Origin of the sequence: Buchnera aphidicola (Chaitophorus populicola), from assembly GCF_964058995.1 — a bacterium.
GTDB classification, from domain to species: domain Bacteria; phylum Pseudomonadota; class Gammaproteobacteria; order Enterobacterales; family Enterobacteriaceae; genus Buchnera_J; species Buchnera_J aphidicola_BO.
Genome location: NZ_OZ060382.1, coordinates 150683 through 171793 on the forward strand (window position 1 = coordinate 150683; position 21111 = coordinate 171793).

The window sequence follows — 21111 nt, forward strand, 5'->3', positions numbered from 1 at the left end:
ATAATCTTAATAAATCCTTTATAAGTTAAATTTTAATTAATTTAACAAATTTACTTTGGTCAATATATGAAATATTTTTCTGATATAAATTTTTCTAAATTAACTATTTTAGAATCTGTTTTTTTTTGCCTTAAAAAAATTAAAGATGATTTTTCTATAAAAACAGTTTTTTCTAATTTAAAAGTTAAGTTAAGAGAAGCAAAAAGTTATCTTTCTCATGAAAAAAATTCACATAATAAGTTAAAAAAGCTATTAGAATTATTTTATTTTAATTGGAATTTTAGAGAAATTGAAGGTAAATATAATTTATCAGATGTATTGTGGTTAGATAAAGTTTTAATAACATATCAAGGAACAGCAATTTCTTTAGGAATCATTTTATTACATTTTGCAAATAAATTAAAAATACCTTTAAATCCTGTTATTTTTCCTACTCAGCTTATTTTAAGAGCAGATTATTCAAATAAAAAAACTGTTTTAATTAATCCTTTTAACGGAGATTTTTTAAATCATAATATTTTAGAATTATGGTTAAAAGGTAATATTAGTTTTTCAGCTGTATTATATGAAAAATATTTAAAAGTTTCGCAACCTAAAGATATTTTAAAAAAATTATTAAATACTTTAAAATCAGCTTTAATGGAAGAAAATCAAATTCTACTAGCATTAAAAGTAAGTAATGTTTTATTAAAAATTTATCCAAATGATCCTTATGAAATTAGAGATAGAGGTTTAATTTATTCTCAGTTAGAATGTTATTCTTTAGCAATACAAGATTTTTCTTATTTTATCAATAAATGTCCAGATGATCCAATTAGTGAAATTATAAATTTAAAAATTAAATCTATAAAAAAGAAAATTCATATCATACATTAATATATTGATTAAATTTGATATAAAAAATTTAAATTTTATAATTTTAACTTATATTTAAGTGTATTATTAAACTTTATATAATTTTTTAAACTTGTATATTTTTAATTTGAGTATTATTTTATGTTAAAAAAATTAATTTTAGTATTAAATTGCGGCAGTTCATCTTTAAAATTTTCTATTTTAAATTCTTTTTCTAAAAAAACATATGTGTCTGGAATTGTAGAACGTTTGTTTTTAAAAAATACTGTAGTATATATTTATACACATCATAAAAAATATAAAAAAAAATTATCTGATTATACTAATTATGTAGATGCATTAAATTTTATTTTTAAAAAAATTAAAGATAAATATTATAGTTATTATAATCAAATTGATGGAATTGGTCATAGAATAGTACATGGAGGAAATAAATTAAATCAATCAGTTTTAATCACTCATAAAATATTAAAAATAATTAAAAAATTTTCTATTTTTGCTCCATTACATAATCCTGCTAATTTAATTGGTATTAAAATTTCTAGAAAATTTTTTCCACATTTAGTAAAAAAAAATGTAGCTGTGTTTGATACTTCTTTTCATTATTCTCTTCCTAAAACATCTTTTTTATATGCTATTCCTTATAAATTTTATAAAAAAAACAAAATTCGTCGTTATGGAGCGCATGGTATTAGCCATAATTATATTTTAAATAAAACTGCTAAGATTTTAAATAAATCAAAAAATTTATTAAATATCATTAGTTGTCATTTAGGAAATGGATCTTCAGTAACAGCTATTCGATCTGGAAAATCTGTAGACACTTCTATGGGTTTAACTCCATTAGAAGGATTAGTTATGGGTACTAGAAGTGGAGATTTAGATCCTGCAATAATTTTTTTTATGTACAAAAAATTAGGTTTAAGTATAAATTCTATAGAAAAAATTTTAACATATAAATCAGGATTATTAGGTATTAATCAACGAAGTAGTGATTGTCGTTATTCTGAAAAAAATTATAAAAATGATAAAAATGCTAAGCTTGCAATAGAAATTTTCTCTCATAGAGTAGCGAAATATATTGGAGCATATAGCTCTTTAATGCAAGGAAGATTAGATGCAGTTACTTTTACTGGAGGTATAGGAGAAAATTCTATCTTAATACGTAATAAAGTTATTTCTAAGTTGGGTTTATTAGGATTGTATATTGATAAAAATGCAAATGATAATGTTAAATTAAATAAAAATTATTTTATTAATAAAAAAAATTCAATAAAAATATTAGTTATACCTACTCAAGAAGAGTTATTTATTGCTCAGGAAACAAGAAAATTAATTGATAGAAAAAATGTATAAAAAATTATATTGATAATTGTTTAAAAGGATTATATGGCGCGAAAAATTATTTTAATTCCTATAGGAAGAAATAAAAATTTAACTTCTATAATGTTATCTTTATCTAATATTTTTAGTGTAAATAAAATAGATTTTAATTTTTATACTCCTATATTACTAAAAAAAAAATTACAAAAATATTGTAAAAATATTGATATTTATTTTAAGAAAAAATATAAATCAGTAAATTATATCAAACCAATATTAATGCAAAATTTATTTACTTTATTAAATAATAAAATATATAAAAGTTGTTTAGAAAAAATATTAGATTCTTATTATATGCAAAAAAATAAAAAATTAGTCTTAATAGAAGGTATTTCATATTTAGATCATCTTTCAATGCATTTTTATAATCAATTAAACTTAGATATTGCTCAATTATTTAATGCTGAAATAATATTTGTTTTAAATATTGAAAATAATTTTTTACTAGAATTAAGTTATAAGACGTATATTTTAGAAAATTTTTTTTTAAAAAATAATAATTTAAATGTTTTAGGAGTAATTTTTAATAATTATGATAATAATTTTAATTTAAAAAATAATAGTTATTTGATAGATAAAAAAAATAATTTTTTTTTAAATAATAACAACTATTTTACAGAAAAATTTTTTCAATGTAATAAATTACCAATATTAGGTTTTAATTTAATACATAAAAGTTCTTTTTCTATAGATAAAAAATCTTTTATAAAATATTTCCAAGTAAAAAAAATATTTTTAAATGATAAATATAATTTTAAAATTTCTTCTATTATTATTTTATTAAATAATGATTTAAATTTTTTAAATATTTTAAATAAAAATACATTATTGATAGTAAATTTAAAAAGTTTGTTTTATTTAGAAAAAAATTTATTTTTTATTAAAAAACATAGAATTTTTTTTTCTTTATTAATAATTGTACATGATAAAAAAAAATATATTACAGATGTTCTTTGTAATAGTTTAATTAAAATCGGTATTTCAATTTTTTATTCTAAAGAAAATTTTTCTGATATTTTATTTAGTTTAAATAAAATAAATTTGATAAAAAATCGTTTAATTAAGAAAAATTATTTATATAATAATTCTTATTTTTCTATTACATCTAATAAATTATATGAAATTTGTTTAAAAAATTCTATTTATCCAAAATATATTTCATCTTATAAATTCTTGTATAAATTAAAAAATTTATCTAAAAAATTTAATAAATCTATTATTTTACCCGAAGGAGAAAATAAAAAGATTATTAAAGCAGCATATTTATGTCATAAATTGAATTTATGTAAATGCATTTTATTAGGAAATCCTGAAAAAATTTATAAAAAATCTCATTCTTTAGGTTTAAAATTACAACAAGAAATTAAAATTTATAATCCTAAAGTAATTTTTTCAAAATATATTCAAATGTTTTATAAATTTAATCCGAATATTAGTTTAGATAAATGTAAGAAAATTTTGAAAAAAAATAATATTATATTATCGATGTTACTTTTAATAAAAAATTCAAAATATGATGGAGTAGTAGCAGGAATTATAAATACGACAGCTAATGTAATACGCCCAGCATTAAAGTTAATAAAGATGCAAAAAGGCACGAATTTAATTTCTTCTATATTTTTTATGTTATTTCCAGATAAAGTATTAGTATATGGAGATTGTGCTATTAATCCTAATCCTAGCGCACTAGATTTATTTGAAATTGCTATACAATCTGCAGACTCTGCAAAAAATTTTGGAATTAACCCAAGAATAGCTATGTTATCATATTCTACTAATGATTCTGGATCAGGACCAATGGTTGAAAAAATAAAAATTGCTACTGATTTAGTACGTCAACATCGTCCTGATTTATTAATAGAAGGTCCAATACAATATGATGCTGCGACTGATATATTTGTTTCGAATATAAAATGTTTAAATTCAACATTGTTAGGTAACGCTAATGTATTTATTTTCCCTGATTTAAATAGTGGAAATATTGCATATAAAGCAGTTCAAAGATCTTGTTCAATAATTTCTATTGGACCTATTGTTCAAGGTTTAAAAAAACCTGTGAATGATCTTTCAAGAGGTGCTTCTGTTAAAGATATTTTATATACTATTGCTGTAACAGCAATACAAGCAAATCAAAAATAATGAAATATTTTATTTATATAATTTAATTTGAATATCACTCAATACTATACAACAACATGAAACAATTTCATTTTTTTGTAACATAGCAATCGGACTTTTTTGAAAATAGCATATTTTTCCTGCTATTAAAATTACTTTACAGGTACCACAATATCCATCTCTACATTGATAATTAATTTTAATATTATTTTTAAGCAATATATTTAATAAATAAGATTTATTTTTTTTAGAAACAATTTGAAAGTTTGTGTTATATATACTAATAATATTTTTTTTCATCTATAATTTAAATTTATAAAAATTTTTTTCAGAAATTTGAGAGTTAATTTGTCCTACTAAATAAGAAGTTGTTTCTGCTTCTTGAGGAGCGACTTGTACATTATCAGAAATTAACCAAGAATTAATCCAAGGGATTGGATTAGAACATTCTGTAAAATAAGGTTTTAAACCAATAGATCGCATCCTTATATTTGTAATATATTCTATATATTGATATATAATATCTTGATTTAAACCAAGCATAGATCCATTTTTGAATAAATATCTAGCCCAGTTTTTTTCTTGTATAGCTACTTTTTTAAAAATTTTATATGCTTTTTTTTGACATTTTTTTTTAATTTTTAACATACCTTCTTGTGGTTCATTATGAAGAATATTTAAAATATGTTGAGTACCAACTAAATGTAAAGATTCATCTCGTGCAATTAATTTAATAATTTTTGCATTTCCTTCCATCATTTCACGTTCAGCAAATGCAAACGCACAAGCAAAACTTACATAAAATCGAATTGCTTCTAATGCATTAACACTAATTAAGCATAAATATAGTTTTTCTTTTAATATATTTAAATTGACTTTTTTTAAAGTGTCATTAATTTTATATGTACCTTCTCCAAATAGATTCCAATAATATGTCAATTTAATTAACTGATCATAGTATTTAGAAATATCTTGAGCTCGATTAATAATATGTTTATTGCAAATTATTTCATTAAATATTTTAGACGGAGTATTACTGATATTTCTAATTATATGAGTATATGATCTAGAATGAATAGTTTCAGAAAATGACCATGTTTCAATCCAAGTTTCTAGTTCAGGTATAGATACAATAGGAAGAAATGCTATATTAGGACTACGACTTTGAATAGAATCTAATAAAGTTTGATATTGTAAATTTTTTAAAAAAATATTTTTTTCATGAGCAGGTAGTGTTTGAAAATCGATTCTATCTTGAGATAAATCAATTTCTTCTGGTCTCCAGAAAAAAGATAATTGTTTTTCTGTAATTTTTTCAAAAATTGTATATTTTTGTTGGTCATATCTAGAAATATTTACTGATTGTCCAAAAAACATTGGTTCTTTTAATGAATCATTGTTTTTTTTTGAAAATATTGTAAATTTCATTTATTTACTCCTACTAAACTTAAATTTTTTATATTTTAAATAAAACATGCTCCTCCAGAACAATTTGTATTACCATAATTTGCATAATTATTTTGAAATAATTTAGACCCATCTTGAGTGTTTTGATAATATAGTGTTTTTAAACCGTATTTGTAGGATATCAATAAATCATACATAAGTTGTTTCATAGGTATTTGTTCATTCTTAAATTTTTTTGGATCATAATTTGTATTTGTAGAAATAGATTGATCAATAAATTTTTGCATAATTGCAGATAAATGTAAATATCCAGTATTATTTGGCATATCCCATAAAAGTTCATAATATTTTTTTAATTTTTCGTATTCTGGAACTACTTGTTTTAATATACCGTCTTTAGAAACTTTTACACTAACAAAACCTCTAGGTGGTTCAATTCCGTTTGTAGCGTTAGAAATTTGTGAAGATGTTTCTGAAGGCATTAAAGCTGATAATGTAGAATTTCTCAAACCATATTTAAGTATTTTTTTTCTGAGTTTTTCCCAATTTAAGAATAAAGGTTCTTGACAAATTAAATCTAAATCTTTTTTATACGTATCAATTGGTAAAATTCCTTTTGAATAATTAGTATCTTGAAAAAATTTACATGCTCCTTTTTCTTTAGCTAATTTGCAAGATGCTTTTAGAAGGTAATATTGTATTGATTCAAAAGTTTTATGTGTAATTGAATTTGCACTTCCATCAGAATATTTTACTTTATTTTTAGCTAAATAATACGCAAAATTAATTACTCCAATACCTAAAGATCTTCTATTTTGAGCACTTTTTTTTGCAGACGGTATTATATATTCTTGATAATCAAGTATTTCATCTAACGCACGAACAATTAAAGTTGAAATTTTATATATTTCTTTTAATGATTTTATTTGTCCTAAATTTATAGCAGATAAAGTACATAGTGCAATTTCTCCTGATTCATCATTAATATCATTTATAGGTTTTGTTGGTAATGTTACTTCTAAACATAAATTAGATTGTCGAATAGGAGCTTTTTTAGGATTAAAAGGGCTATGTGAATTACAATGATCTACATTTTGAATATATATTCTTCCTGTAGATGTTCTTTCTTGCAATATTAAAGAAAATAAATTTATTGCTCGTATTTTTTTTTTTCTAATTTTAATATCTTTTTCATATTTTTTGTATAATTTTATAAATTTTTTTTGATTAGAAAAAAAATATTTATATAAATTTGGTACATCAGATGGACTAAATAAAGTAATTTTTTTATCATTAATCATTCTTTGATACATTAATTTGTTTATTTGTACTGCATAATCCATATGTCTAATTCTATTTTCTTCAATTCCTCTATTATTTTTTAATACAATTAAACTTTCTATTTCAAGATGCCATATTGGATAAAATAATGTTGCTGATCCTCCTCTTACACCACCTTGAGAACAAGATTTTACTGCAGTTTGAAAGTGTTTATAAAATGGAATACATCCTGTATGAAATGCTTCACCATTACGAATAGGACTTCCAACAGCTCTTATTTTTCCTGCATTTATTCCGATCCCTGCTCTTCGAGAAACATATTTTATAATTGCATTAGAAGTAGCATTAATTGAATCTAAATTATCGTCACATTCAATTAAAACACAGGAACTAAATTGTTTATTTGGAGTTCGCACTCCTGCCATAATTGGTGTAGGTAAAGATATTTTAAATGTAGAAATTGCATCATAAAATTTTTTTATATAATTTAATCTATTTTTTTTAGGATAATTTAAAAATATACAAGCAGAAATTAAGATATATAAAAATTGCGCAGTTTCATAAATCTTGCCTGTAACTCTATTTTGTATTAAATATTTTTTTTCCATTTGTTTGACAGCAGCATATGCAAAATTCATATCTCTATTATGATCAATAAAGCTATCTATAACATCTATTTCTTTTTTTGAATATTTTTTTAATAAATTTTTATCATATTTATCTATTTTAATCATTTTTTTTATATGATCATATAATTTAGGTGGATTAAATTTTCCATATGCTTGTTTTCTTAAATGAAAAATAGCTAATCTAGCTGAAAAATATTGATAATCTGAATTTTCTTTGGAAATTAAATCAGCTGCAGATTTAATAATTGTTTCATGAATATTTATAGTAGTAATACCGTTATAGAATTGTATTCTAGATTTTAGTTCTACTTGTGAAATAGAAATATTTTTTAGTCCTTGCGAAGCCCAATTTAACATTTTATGTATTTTTTCTAGATCAATAGGTTCTTTTCTTCCATTTCTTTTAGTAACATACAGACCATGTTTCATTTTTTTACTTTACCTATTTAAAATATTTTTTTATTTATATAAAAATATTTATGTTAAATATATAAATAAATTTAATAATTAAAATTTTTGTATAATTAAATTAATTTTTCTTGAATTTTTTGTAAGCCAACTACTTTTTCTTGTTTAACCATTCTAATTAAAATTACACCTTGAGTATTTCTTTTTAAAACATTTATTTCTGATACTCTAATTCGTACTAATTTTCCAGTGTTAGTAATAATCATAATTTGATTATTTTCTTTTACTTGAATTGCTTTAACTACTAGTTTATTTTTATTAGTAATTTTTATAGAAATTACTCCTTTTGTTGATCTAGATTTTATAGGAAATTCTTTAATATGTGTTCTTTTTCCATATCCTTTTTGTGTAATTACTAAAATTTCTCCGTTTTTTTTTGGAATAATTAAAGATACAACTCGATCTTTTTTGTCTATTTTAATTCCTTTTACTCCTGTTGCTGTTCTTCCCATAGATCGAACATGTTTTTCAGAAAATTGAACAACTTTTCCTTGAGTTGTAAAAAGCATAATATTATTTTTTCCGTTTGTTAATGAAACACCGATTAATTCATCATTTTTTTTTAGATTTAAAGCAATAATTCCCTTATTTCTTGGATTTTTAAACTTATTAAGAGGTGTTTTTTTTACTATACCTAAAGCTGTGGCCATAAATATATTTTTCTTTTTTTGATATTTTTTTAAAGGTAAAATTGCTGTAATTCTTTCTTGAGAATGTAATGGTAATAAATTTACTATTGGTTTACCTCGAGAATTCCTACTAGATTCTGGTAATTGATAAACTTTCATCCAATATATGATTCCTTTACTAGAAAAACATAATATTGTATCATGAGTGTTTGCAACAATTAAAGTTTCAATATAATCTTCTGATTTAACTTTAGCTGCATATTTTCCTTTTCCTCCTCTTTTTTGAGCTTCATACTCACTAATAGGTTGATATTTAACATATCCTGAATGCGATAAAGTAACAACTACATTTTCATCTGTAATCATATCTTTTATTTCAATATTTGAAGTTTTATTTATAATTTCAGTTTTTCTTTTATCTCCGAAATTTTTTTTAATAGATTTGAGTTCTGATTGAATAACTTGAATCATTTTTTTTTCGTTATTTAATATTTCGTTTAAATAATTAATTTTATTTTGAAATTCTTTATATTTAGAAAAAATTTTTGTGTGTTCTAAGTTGTTTAATTTATTTAATTTTGTATTCAATATTTTATTAATTTGTTCAATAGAAAATTTATATTTTTCTTTTTTACTTATTTTATTTGGATTAATTAAATTTTGTATAGAATTTTTAATATTCCAATTTTTTGTTAATAAAATTTTTTTTGCTTCATCAGTATTAGAAGCAGATTTAATATGTTTAATAATAGAATCAATATTTTCTAAAGCTACAGCTAAACCTTCTAGTAAAATAATTTTTTTATTGTATTTTTTATAATCATAAATGCATCTTCGTGTAACAATTTCTTTTCTATGTGTAATAAATTCATTCAATATTTCTTTTAAACTCATTAATTTAGGTTGACCTTGAGATAACGCAACCATATTTATTCCAAATGAACTTTGTAAGGATGTTAGAATATATAATTGATTTAGAATTATTTCAGCAATAGATTCTTTTTTAATTTCAATAACAATTCTCATGCCATCTTTATCGCTTTCATCTCTTAAAGCAGAAATTCCATCTATTTTTTTTTCTTTTACCAGCAATGCAATTTTTTCTATTAATCGTGCTTTATTAGTTTGATATGGTAATTGATATATAATGATAGATTTTTTTTGATTTTTAAAATTATTTTCAATTTTGACACGTGCTCGAATATAAATTTTTCCTTTTCCGGTTTTATATGCTTTATAAATTCCAGATTTTCCATTAATTATTCCAAATGTAGGAAAATCTGGTCCAGGTATATATTGCATTAAATTTTTTAAACTAATATTAGGATTTTTAATATACTGTAGACATGCATCTATCGATTCATTTAAATTATGTGGAGGAATATTTGTAGCCATTCCAACAGCAATTCCAGATGATCCATTAATTAATAAATTTGGAATAGATGCTGGTAAAATTTCAGGTATTGTTTCAGATCCATCATAATTTTTTATAAATTTTACTGTATTTTTATTTAAATCATTTAATAATGTAGTAGATATTTTTGACATTCTAATTTCTGTATATCTCATAGCTGCTGGTGAATCTCCATCGATAGATCCAAAATTTCCTTGTCCATCAATTAGCATATATCTTAAGGAAAAAAATTGAGCCATACGCACGATAGAATCGTATACTGCTGTATCTCCATGTGGATGATATTTTCCAATAACATCTCCGACGATTCTAGCAGATTTTTTATATGGTTTATTCCATTTATTATTTAATATATGCATAGCAAATAATATTCTTCTATGTACAGGTTTTAATCCATCTCTTACATCAGGTAATGCTCGTCCAATAATTACTGACATTGCATAATCTAAGTAAGAGTTTTTTAATTCTTTTTCAATTTTTACTGGTATAATTTCTTTTGCAAAGTTTTTCATTAAATATCTTCTATTTCATATTAATTTATGGTTATATATATTTTATATAATTATAACATATTGAATTGATTCGGTGAATTTTGACTAAATTAAATTATGTTGATAGAATTTTTTAATTTAAAATATATAAATAGAGTTTTACTATTATTTTTTTTTATTTTAAAATATTTTTATATTTTAAAAATTTTAAGTAAATTAATATTAATTAAATAATATTAATAAATAAAAAAATATATATAATATTAAAGGAACATATGCAAATACAAGAAAAAAAATTAATACAAGATTTATTTAAAAAATTAAAATTAGCAGAAAAACAATCATCTTTTAAAGATTCAGAAGCAGAAACTTTTATTCAAAAATGTTTAGATAACCAACCTAATTCTATTTATTATATGGTTCAAACTATTTTAGTACAGGAAGTAGCTATAAAAAAATTAAATAATATTATTAAAAAATTAGAAAATAAATTAAAAAATTTTTCTTCTTTGTCTTCTTCTGCTAATTCTTCTTCAACACCTTCTAAAAAAAGCTTTTTATCTGATTTAATAAATCGATATATTCCAAATGAATCTAATGAAACGAAGAATTTAAATTCGAATCCAACAAATAATAGTAGTTTTTATAATAAAAATGATAGACCATTAAATCAATTTAATGAAAATGTAAATTCTTCTCTTCCAGGTAGCAGTTTTCTTACAAATGCGTTACAAACTGCAGTTGGAGTGACAGGAGGCATAGTAGCTGGAAATATGTTATTAAATTTATTTGATCATAAAAAACCAGAAGAAGATATTTTAAATCATGTTGATGAAAACGTTATTTTTACTGAAGAATATGAAAATCAATATGATAATTCAGATCATTTAAATACTTTTGAAAATTCTAAAAATTATAATAATTCATCAAATGATCTAGAAAATTCTACGAAACATCATAATCAAGATCAAAATTTAGAAAACTCAGATATATCAGATTATGATCACAATGAAAATATACCGAATTTAAATCAATCTAGTAGTGTTTCAGATATAGATCAAATAAATAATAACAATATTTCTGAATATGAAGATTATGATATAAATAATCTAGAATCTTTTAATGACGATGATATATTAGATGAAGATTATAATAATGAATAAATATAAATTTTAGATTAATTAAATTATTTTTAAATTTTAAATAATTATTTCAATTTTAAATTTTTTAGTATAAAAAATTTATTTTATAGATAATAATTCGATTAATCATATTTATTTTTTAATAAATGAAGATTAATCGAATAAATAATAATATTAAATTATATTATTTTATTTTTTTTTAAATATTTAGAAATTCCTAAAGCAGTAGGTTTAATTCCTTCTTTTTTAGTAGTCCAATTTGCTGGACATACTTCTCCATTTTTTTTATGAAAATCTAAAGCATCTATCATTCGAATCATTTCTTGAATATTTCTTCCATAAGGTAAATCATTAATTACTTCATGACGAATAATTCCTTTTTCATCAATTAAAAAAGAAGCTCTTAAAGCCATTCCTAAAGTAGGATGTTCAATAAAATAAGATTTTTGTATAGTTCTTTTAATATCTGATGCCATAACGTATTTTATTGGACCAATGCCTCCATTTTTATATTTTGTTTTTTGCCAAGCAGCATGAACAAATACGGAATCAAAAGATATACCAATAACTTTAACTTTTCTTTTTTTAAATTCTTCATAATTTTGATTAAATGAAATAATTTCTGATGGACAAACAAATGTAAAATCCATAGGCCAAAAAAATAAAACAGCTTTAGTATTAGATATATATTTTTTAAAATGAAAACTATCAGTAATTTGACCATTTTCTAAGATAGCTGAAGTGATAAAATCAGGAGCAGATTGTGTTACTAATGTCATAATTTATTATCCTATATATTTATGAAAGTTTATCAAATTTAAATAGAATGTATTATTTTAAAAATTAAATTTTTAATGTTTTAACATATTATGCGATTCATTAATAGGAATTTATAATATAATATTTTATATATATAATATAGTATATTTTATATTATTACTTATAATGAATATATTTTTTTCTAACTAAAACTCTAATAATAATATTTATGTATATTTGGAAAAATTTATTAAAGAAAAAACAAAGTAAAATTGTTCAAATTCTTAAAAAAATTAAAATACAGCGTAGAACACAAACTATTTTCCCTCATCAGAAAAATATTTTTAATGCGCTTCATCTGACAAAATTTAAAGATATTAAGGTAGTAATTCTTGGTCAAGATCCTTATTGTAAAGTCAATCAGGCTAATGGATTAGCTTTTTCTGTAAATAAAAAAATATTTATTCCACCTTCTTTACAAAATATTTTTAAAGAAATAAAATCTGATATTAAAAAAGGTATCAAAATTGAATCTGGATGTTTAAAAAATTGGGCAAAACAAGGTGTTTTATTATTAAACTCTATTTTAACTGTATCTTGCAATATTCCAGGTTCACATAGTAAATATGGTTGGGAAGAGATTACAGATTATATAATTAAATTAATTAATTATTATCATGTAGGTATAATATTTTTATTATGGGGATCTTATGCACAGAAAAAAAAATATTTAATTAATTGTAAGAGGCATTATATTTTATGTGCTTCTCATCCATCTCCTTTATCAGCATATAGAAGCTTTTTTGGATGTAAACATTTCTCTCAAGTAAATAAAATTTTATTAAGTCAAAAGAAAAAAATAATTGATTGGAGTACTACATAAAATTTTTTTTATAGTTTTTTATAGAAAAATTAAATGGCTTATTTAATCAAGCCATTTTATATAATTTTATATTTTTACAATAGCTTTTTTTAATATTTCTTTATTTAAGATATATCCTATACGCTTAACTTTTTTAATTATATAATTTTTATGTATTTTTATATTTTTTTTATTTTTTATCTTATGAAGATTTTGATTATATTTTTCTCCTACTTTTCCTATTTTTTGAATTTTATTTTTTTTAATAATTTCTATTATAGATTTTTGTATTAAAGATATTCCTTGAAATTCTGCATTATTTAGATTTTTAAATTTATTAAATTGTAAAGTAATTTTATTTATGTTTTGTAAGATAATAATAAATTTTTTAAAAAATTCTTTTATATAATTTTTTTTTATCAGTTTAATTTCTTTTTTTTTCTCTTTTTTTATATTTTCAATTGTAGCTAAAAATCTTAATGGCGCTTCTTTAATTTTTTTTTCTATATCTAAAATTTTTTTATTTAAATTAAATATTTTATTTAAAATTTTTTTATTTTTTTTTTTTTCATCATTTAAATTATTATTGGAAATTTTTGTAGTAGGTTTATCTGTTTTTATATCATTTGTATTAGTATTTTTTTCATTATTTTTATAAAAATTCATAATAGTACCTAATAATTTTTATTAATAAATTTATTATTTATATTTTTTTAATTAATTTTATATTTTTAAAATTAAAAAAATTCTTTAATAAATTGATATAATTGTTTAAAAAAAATTTAAATTATTAAAATTAATATAATTTTATATAGAAATTATATTAGAAATAATATATTTTGATAATAGAATTTATATTAATAAAATAAGAATGAATATTTTTAATAAAGAATATTTAGTAATTAAATTTGAATTATATGATTTATATACAATTAATTTGATGAATATTTGTAATTTTTTATTTGTAATGTAAGTTTTAATATTTATTTTTTTAAATTGGAGTTGGCGGGATTTGAACCCGCGTCCAAAAAAATTTAATTTACTGAAGCACTACATGATTAGTCTTTTATTTAATCTTTTTCCTTTTTTATTCAAGACATTTAAAAGGAACGTAATGTTTTTATTTAAAAAAATAATTAAGCTAAAACAGTAACTTAAATATTTAATCTCTAAATTTTGTGACCATTTATAAAAATTATTTATCTTTTTTGTCAGAGATTGAATACAAATAAAGATTTAAATGGGCTTAAAACAGTTTTTTAAGCTGCTAAAGCGTAATTTTGTTTATTTTTTGCAGATATTTTTTTTCGGTTTTTTAAGGAGGCAAACCGATCCTCCTCATGCGCATTAGTAAATAAATTTTTTGTCAAATCCAAAATCAACCCCATTATTTAAAATAGCACTAAAATTTTTTTAAATTTAATAAAAGAATTTTTTAATATTATAATATTATATTATGCAATAATACAATATTATTCATAAAATTAATTTTTATTAATTACGTAAAAACATTTAAATATCTATTAAGGTGTAAAAATGAATATAGTTTCTAAAATTAAAAATCAAATTTCTACTAATCCTATTATTATTTATATGAAAGGTTCTCCAGATTTTCCTAGTTGTGGTTTTTCTGCTAGAGCTATAAAAATTTTATTAAGTTTAAAAGTTAGATTTGCGTATATTGATATTTTACAACATTCAGATATTCGATCAGAATTACCTAAATTTTCTAATTGGCCAACTTTTCCTCAATTATGGGTTTCAGGAAAATTAATTGGTGGAAGTGATATTATGCTTGAAATGTTTAATAATGGAGAATTAAAAAAAATTATTATAAAAGCTTTAAAATCTAATAAAAAATAATATATTTTAAATAATCTAAAAAATATTACAAAAACAATTATGCAAATAATATAGTAATTTCATAATTACATGAGATATGATGTATAAATTTGTTTCATCATATCTTTTATATTATATAAATTTAATTTATATTAAAAACTTTTTTTTAAGATTTTTTTATTTTCCTATTTGTAATAGGCCATCCACCTATTTTTTTCCAAAGATTTACAATTTTACAAAATAAATTTGCTGTTTTTAAAGTATCATATAAAGCAGAATGTGCTTGATTATTATCAAAAGATAATCCCATTGCTCGACATGCTTTGGACAAAACCGTTTGACCTACAGTTAATCCACTTAAAGATGCAGTATCAAAAGTTGCAAATGAATGGAATGGATTATTTATAGATTTTGTTCTATGCGATGCTGCCATAATAAAATTATGATCAAAATTTGCATTATGAGCTACAATAATAGCTTTACTGCATTCATATTTTTTAATTCCTTGATAAATTATTGTAAAAATTTCTTTTAACATTTGTTTTTCACTAATTGCACCTCTAAAAGGATTAAATGGATCTATTTTATTAAAAGATAATGCTTCTTTATGTATTAAAGATCCTTCAAAAGGTTTAATATGAAAATGTATTTTTTTATCAATTTTAAGCCATCCATAGCTATTCATTTTTAATGTAACAACTCCAATTTCAAGTAATGCATCAGTTATAGGATTAAAACCAGCTGTTTCAACATCAATAACTACAGGATAAAATGTTCTGAATCTTTTACTTAATAAACTTTTTTTTGTTTTTATATACATTATTATTCCATAATAAATATATTAAGATTTAATAAAACTAATTTTTAAAATTTGATAATTTTTTTAAAAATTTTTTATATAATATAGGTTTTGAATTAGTTGTATAAATTTTATTTTTTAATTTAAAATTTAACATATTCATCTTATAATGTTAAGAATAATAAATATTTTTTTTAAATAGATATTTTTTTATTTAAAAAAAAATAAAAAATATATTATATTTATATAAATATTTAAAAATAACATTTTGATAAATTTGAATTTTATAAAATATAGGAGCCAGATAAATGATATATAAGTTACCTAAATTAAAATATGAATATGATGCTTTTCAACCTTATTTTGATGAATTAACTATGAAAATTCATTATACTAAACATCATCAAACATATGTTAATAATTTAAACAATATATTATCAAAAACAGATTTTGTGCATTATACAGAAAAAAAATTATTATCTAAAGTACATCTTTTACCTAAAAAATATCAAACTTTAGTAAGAAATAATTTAGGTGGGCATGTAAATCATAGTTTTTTTTGGAAAAATTTAAAAAAAAATACTGTTTTACAAGGAAAATTAAAAAAAGATATTGAAAAAAAATTTATTAGTATAGAAAATTTTAAGCAAGAGTTTATAAAACATGCAATGAATCATTTTGGTTCAGGATGGGTTTGGCTAATTAAATCAAATAATAATTTACTTATTACTACTACTTCTAATCAAGATAATCCATTAATGAATTATGATTGTATAATAAATAAAGGATTTCCTATTATTGTTTTAGATTTATGGGAACATGCATATTATTTAAAATATCAAAATAATAAATTAGATTATATTAAATCATATTTTAATATTATTAATTGGGATGAAGCTTCTAAGCAGTATCTAAAATATTAAAGTTATTTTTATTTAAATTAATATCAATATTTTATTTATTTCTTAAATATAAATATTATATTAATTTATAATTAAAATTTTTTATATTTTTTAATATTTTATAAAAAAATTTCTGGATGGGTTATAACGTATGCATAAAATAAAAATGATAGCAGGATTAGGAAATCCATTACAAAAATATAATAATACTCGTCATAACGTCGGAATATGGTATATAGAATCGTTATCTAGATTTTTTAATTTAAATTTTAAAGATAGCAAAAAATTTTCTGGATATATAAGTGAATTTTTTTTTTTACAAAAAAAAATTATATTATTTATTCCAAATATTTTTATGAATTTGAATGGTTCTGCTATATTTAAAATATCAAATTTTTATCATATTCATTTAAATGAAATTTTAATAGTACATGATGAATTAGATTTATTGCCTGGAGTTTTAAAAATTAAATATGGTTATGGAAGTAATGGTCATAAAGGGTTAAAAAATCTTATTCAAATGTTTCAAAAAAAAATTTTTTATAAACGTTTATCAATTGGTATTGGTCGTCCTGAAAAGATACAAGATATTTCTAATTTTGTACTGTCTAAACCTACATATCATGAAAAAAAAAAAATTTTAAAATCTATTAATCATTCCATTCATTCAATTTTTTCTAAAAATATAAAAAAATTTTAAATATTTTAAATGTAAAATTAATTTAATTTTTTTAAAAAATTTTTTTATATAATTAAACATAAATATTTTAACTAAAGGAATAAATTATGAATGTGAAATGTGGAATTATTGGATTACCTAATGTAGGAAAATCTACTATTTTTAATATTTTAACAAAATCTAAAGTTTCATCTTTAAATTTTCCTTTTTGTACAATTTCTCCAAATATAGGATTCGCTCAAGTTTATGACAATAGGTTAATTAAATTAAAAGATATTGTATGTCCAAATAAATTGATTTCTACTGTAGTTAAAATAGTTGATATAGCTGGATTAGTTAAAGGTGCTTCAAAAGGAGAAGGATTAGGAAATAAATTTTTAAGTCAAATCAGAGAAGTAGACGCTTTAATTCATGTTGTAAGAGTTTTTCAAGATGATAATATAATTCATGTAGAAAATTTCATTGATCCGATACGTGATATTAATATTATTAATACAGAACTAATTTTTTCTGATATAGAACAGTGTGAAAAAAGTATTTTAATGATAAAAAAATATAAAAATTTAAATAAAAATGAATTTATTAGAGAAAAAAATTTATTAAAAAGATGTTTATCTCATTTAAACAAATTTTATTTATTACGTACATTAAAATTATCTGTTAAAGAAAGATTTATAATAAATAAATTTAAATTTTTAACATTTAAACCAACTATTTTTTTAATTAATATAAATAAAAATAAAAATAACAATATTTTTTTAGATAAAGTACAGAAATTTTTAAATAAAGATTTAAATAATGTTATTTGCCCAGATGATATTGAAAGTAGTAATTATAAAGATTTTAAAAATTATTCAAAATTAAATGAAATTGTTAATACAATATATAAAATTTTAAATTTAGAAACATTTTTTACAGTAGGAAAGAAAGAAGTACGAGCATGGTCATTTATAAAAAATTCTAAAATTATTGAAGTTGCAAAAATTATACATAGTGATTTTAGTAAAGGGTTTATTCGAGCTAAAGTAATTAAATATATAGATTTTATTCGATATAAGTCTGAAAAAGATGTAAAAAAAAAAGGAAAATTAAGATTAGAAGGTAAAAAATATATAGTTCAAGACGGAGATATTATTCATTTTTTATTTAATATATAAAATAATTGATTAAATTATATTTCATAGAGAGGATATTTCCTCTCTAATTTCAGATTTTATTTGTTTAATAAAATTTTTTTTAATTTGTTGAAGTTTGGTTGTATATTATATGATAAATCTTTTAAATGAAATATATTAGAAATAGAATTTTTTTCTTTGAGTTTGATATTTAGAATTTTTTCAACTGTATCTTGAAATTTAATTGGATGGGCTGTTCCTAAAAACACTCCATGTTCATTTGATTTTAATTTATTTTTTAATAAAGTATATGCAATAGCAGCATGAGGTTCAGAGATATATTGATATTTTTGATATAAATCTTTAATATTTTTTTCTGTTTTCTTTTCAGATACATATCCATATTTTAGATCTTTAATGTTCCATTTTTTTTTATGAAAAATTTCTTCTACTCTAGGCCAATTGTTTGGTCGACTAATATCCATTGCATTAGACATTGTTGAAATAGTTTTATAAGGATTCCAAATACCTGTATCTAGATATCTTGGTACAGTATTATTAGAATTTGTTGCTAAGATAAATTTTTTAATAGGTAAACCCATAGATTTTGCTAATAAACCTGCTGTTAAATTTCCAAAATTACCACATGGTATAGAAATTACTAATTTATTTTTTAAATCTTTAGGAATTAAATAGAAAATTTCAAAAAAATAGCATATTTGTGCAAATAATCTACTTACATTTATTGAATTAGCTGAATTTAATTGTGTATTTTCTTTAATTTCTTGATCATGAAAAGCTTTTTTAACTAATTTTTGACATTCATCAAAACTTCCATTTACCGATATTGTTGTAATATTTTTTCCTAATGTGCAAAATAATTTTTTTTGAACATTACTAATTTTTCCTTTAGGATAAAGTATAATTACTTTAATATTTTTCATTTTATAAAATGCATGTGCTACAGCGGCGCCTGTATCTCCAGAAGTTGCTGTTAATATAGTTATTGATTTATTATCTTTATTATTTAAACAAGATAGGATATGAGCCATAAATCTTGCTCCATAATCTTTAAAAGCTAAAGTTGGTCCATGAAACAATTCCATACAATAAATATTATTTGTAATATTTATCATTTTAGGTTTAGAAAAGTTAAATGCAGATTTAACACTGTTTTTAATTTTTTTTTTTTTAATTTCAGATCCAATTAGCATAGATAAAATTTTTTGGCTACGAGAAACAAATTTTTTATTTAATAATTCTTTAATTTTTTTTTTAGAGAAAACTGGTAATTTTTTAGGAAAAAATAATCCTTGATTTTTTCCTAATCCAAATTTTACAGCTTGAGAGAAGTTTACTTCTTCTTTTGTATCTTTAAGATTATATAGTTTCATAAGATTTTTTTCCTATTTTTCTAACGCCAATGGAATCTATTTGACATATATAAGAAAATCCTTGTTTTGTTTGAATATAGTTTTCTAAAAAGTATTTTTTTACTTTTTCTGCTGTCATTTCATTATCACAAATAGAAAAAATTGTTGGTCCAGATCCAGAAATACCATATGCAATAGAACCGATTTTTTGAATATTTTTTTTATGTTGATCAAAATTTTTTAAAAACTGTTTTCTATATGGTTCAGCAATAATATCTTGAATACAAGATGCAGCTAAATTTTTCTGTTTAGTATATAAAGCATGTATAAAACATGATAAATTTTTACTATGTTCTATACAATCTTTTTTAGAATAATAATTAGGTAATACAGATCTAGATATAGATGTAGATAATTTTACTCCAGGCCATGCGATAATCCAAAACCAATTTTTAAAATAAGGGATATTTTGATAAATATTTTTTTTATTTGATATAATTAATTTTATACCTCCAAGATAAGATGGAATAACATTATCATAATGCTTTTCTCCTGAAATTTCTTTTTCTAACATACCCATTAATTTTATTAATTTTTTTTTTTTTAAAGGTTTTTTAAAAAATATATTTAAAGCAACTAAAGTAGCTACAATAGAAGATGCACTTGATCCGAGACCAGAACTTACAGGAAGATTCTTTTCAAGTATGATATGCACATTCTTTTTTTTTTTTATTGTTTTACAAAATATTTTCCATGCTTTCCAAGTTAAATTATCATAAATAGATGTAGGTAATTCTTTAGAAAATTTTCCAGTATTTGTTAATTTAATTGTTTTAGAGGATTTAATTGTTACTATATCTCCTAAATTTTTATTTTTAATTGGAGTAATAGCAGCGCCTAATATATCAAATCCTACGCCTAAATTTCCAATTGATGCTGGTGCATATATTTTTATCATTCTTA

The 21111-nt window shown here is 20.7% G+C and carries 18 protein-coding genes and 1 other RNA gene; 9 read left to right on the top strand and 10 right to left on the bottom strand.

Features of this window, described 5'->3' with window-relative positions; translation table 11 throughout:
- Window positions 1-66: 66 nt before the first annotated feature.
- The 3 genes from AB4W57_RS00695 (at window position 67) to pta (ending at window position 4377) form a co-directional block, all read left to right on the top strand.
- Window positions 67-876, top strand: coding sequence for a tetratricopeptide repeat protein (locus tag AB4W57_RS00695; protein WP_367677650.1), 810 nt, complete (start codon window positions 67-69; stop codon window positions 874-876).
- A gap of 120 nt (window positions 877-996) precedes the next feature.
- The gene (locus tag AB4W57_RS00700; RefSeq protein ID WP_367677651.1) at window positions 997-2211 is read left to right on the top strand and encodes an acetate kinase; all 1215 of its coding nucleotides are present in this window, start codon (window positions 997-999) and stop codon (window positions 2209-2211) included.
- A 33-nt stretch (window positions 2212-2244) separates the two neighbouring features.
- The gene (gene pta, locus AB4W57_RS00705) at window positions 2245-4377 is read left to right on the top strand and encodes a phosphate acetyltransferase (RefSeq protein WP_367677652.1); all 2133 of its coding nucleotides are present in this window, start codon (window positions 2245-2247) and stop codon (window positions 4375-4377) included.
- A gap of 9 nt (window positions 4378-4386) precedes the next feature.
- On the opposite strand, the gene yfaE is transcribed toward pta, so the two are convergent.
- From yfaE to gyrA, 4 genes are all read right to left on the bottom strand, one after another.
- Window positions 4387-4656 (bottom strand): class I ribonucleotide reductase maintenance protein YfaE, encoded by a 270-nt coding sequence (gene yfaE / locus AB4W57_RS00710; RefSeq protein WP_367677653.1) that lies wholly within the window; start codon window positions 4654-4656, stop codon window positions 4387-4389.
- Window positions 4657-5784, bottom strand: coding sequence for a class Ia ribonucleoside-diphosphate reductase subunit beta (nrdB, locus tag AB4W57_RS00715; protein ID WP_367677654.1), 1128 nt, complete (start codon window positions 5782-5784; stop codon window positions 4657-4659). It abuts the gene before it with no gap.
- A 35-nt stretch (window positions 5785-5819) separates the two neighbouring features.
- A complete protein-coding gene (nrdA, locus tag AB4W57_RS00720; protein WP_367677655.1) occupies window positions 5820-8102 on the bottom strand; it encodes a class 1a ribonucleoside-diphosphate reductase subunit alpha in 2283 nt (760 codons plus the stop codon).
- Window positions 8103-8197: 95 nt separating this feature from the next.
- A complete protein-coding gene (gyrA, locus tag AB4W57_RS00725; protein ID WP_367677656.1) occupies window positions 8198-10696 on the bottom strand; it encodes a DNA gyrase subunit A in 2499 nt (832 codons plus the stop codon).
- 254 nt (window positions 10697-10950) lie between these two features.
- On the opposite strand from gyrA, the gene AB4W57_RS00730 reads away from it, so the two are divergent.
- Window positions 10951-11838, top strand: coding sequence for a DUF2076 domain-containing protein (locus AB4W57_RS00730; RefSeq protein WP_367677657.1), 888 nt, complete (start codon window positions 10951-10953; stop codon window positions 11836-11838).
- A 158-nt stretch (window positions 11839-11996) separates the two neighbouring features.
- Here the strand turns inward: AB4W57_RS00730 and AB4W57_RS00735 are convergent, their stop codons facing one another.
- A complete protein-coding gene (locus AB4W57_RS00735) occupies window positions 11997-12596 on the bottom strand; it encodes a redoxin domain-containing protein (RefSeq protein WP_367677658.1) in 600 nt (199 codons plus the stop codon).
- Between the two features lie 209 nt (window positions 12597-12805).
- Here AB4W57_RS00735 and ung point away from each other — a divergent pair, with 209 nt between their 5' ends.
- Window positions 12806-13459 carry a uracil-DNA glycosylase gene (gene ung / locus AB4W57_RS00740; RefSeq protein WP_367677659.1) on the top strand — a complete coding sequence of 218 codons (654 nt, stop codon included), beginning with the start codon at window positions 12806-12808 and terminating at the stop codon, window positions 13457-13459.
- 66 nt (window positions 13460-13525) lie between these two features.
- Here the strand turns inward: ung and grpE are convergent, their stop codons facing one another.
- Both grpE and ssrA read right to left on the bottom strand, forming a co-directional pair.
- On the bottom strand, window positions 13526-14104 hold the full coding sequence (gene grpE / locus AB4W57_RS00745) for a nucleotide exchange factor GrpE (RefSeq protein ID WP_367677660.1): 579 nt from the start codon (window positions 14102-14104) through the stop codon (window positions 13526-13528).
- Window positions 14105-14434: 330 nt separating this feature from the next.
- Window positions 14435-14824: a transfer-messenger RNA gene (ssrA, locus tag AB4W57_RS00750) on the bottom strand.
- Between the two features lie 150 nt (window positions 14825-14974).
- Here ssrA and grxD point away from each other — a divergent pair.
- Window positions 14975-15301: a Grx4 family monothiol glutaredoxin gene (gene grxD / locus AB4W57_RS00755; protein WP_367677661.1), complete on the top strand. Its 327-nt coding sequence runs from the start codon at window positions 14975-14977 to the stop codon at window positions 15299-15301.
- A 145-nt stretch (window positions 15302-15446) separates the two neighbouring features.
- Here grxD and rnt read toward each other — a convergent pair whose 3' ends face one another.
- On the bottom strand, window positions 15447-16100 hold the full coding sequence (rnt, locus tag AB4W57_RS00760) for a ribonuclease T (RefSeq protein WP_367677662.1): 654 nt from the start codon (window positions 16098-16100) through the stop codon (window positions 15447-15449).
- A 287-nt stretch (window positions 16101-16387) separates the two neighbouring features.
- On the opposite strand from rnt, the gene AB4W57_RS00765 reads away from it, so the two are divergent.
- The 3 genes from AB4W57_RS00765 to ychF all read left to right on the top strand — a co-directional run bounded on the left by AB4W57_RS00765 (window position 16388) and on the right by ychF (window position 18817).
- The gene (locus AB4W57_RS00765; RefSeq protein WP_367677663.1) at window positions 16388-17002 is read left to right on the top strand and encodes a superoxide dismutase; all 615 of its coding nucleotides are present in this window, start codon (window positions 16388-16390) and stop codon (window positions 17000-17002) included.
- Between the two features lie 145 nt (window positions 17003-17147).
- Window positions 17148-17681 carry an aminoacyl-tRNA hydrolase gene (gene pth / locus AB4W57_RS00770; protein ID WP_367677715.1) on the top strand — a complete coding sequence of 178 codons (534 nt, stop codon included), beginning with the start codon at window positions 17148-17150 and terminating at the stop codon, window positions 17679-17681.
- Window positions 17682-17767: 86 nt separating this feature from the next.
- On the top strand, window positions 17768-18817 hold the full coding sequence (gene ychF, locus AB4W57_RS00775; RefSeq protein ID WP_367677664.1) for a redox-regulated ATPase YchF: 1050 nt from the start codon (window positions 17768-17770) through the stop codon (window positions 18815-18817).
- Between the two features lie 56 nt (window positions 18818-18873).
- On the opposite strand, the gene thrC is transcribed toward ychF, so the two are convergent.
- The gene (thrC, locus tag AB4W57_RS00780; RefSeq protein ID WP_367677665.1) at window positions 18874-20169 is read right to left on the bottom strand and encodes a threonine synthase; all 1296 of its coding nucleotides are present in this window, start codon (window positions 20167-20169) and stop codon (window positions 18874-18876) included.
- Window positions 20156-21106, bottom strand: coding sequence for a homoserine kinase (thrB, locus tag AB4W57_RS00785; protein WP_367677666.1), 951 nt, complete (start codon window positions 21104-21106; stop codon window positions 20156-20158). Before thrB ends, thrC begins: the two co-directional genes overlap by 14 nt.
- Between the last annotated feature and the right edge of the window lie 5 nt (window positions 21107-21111).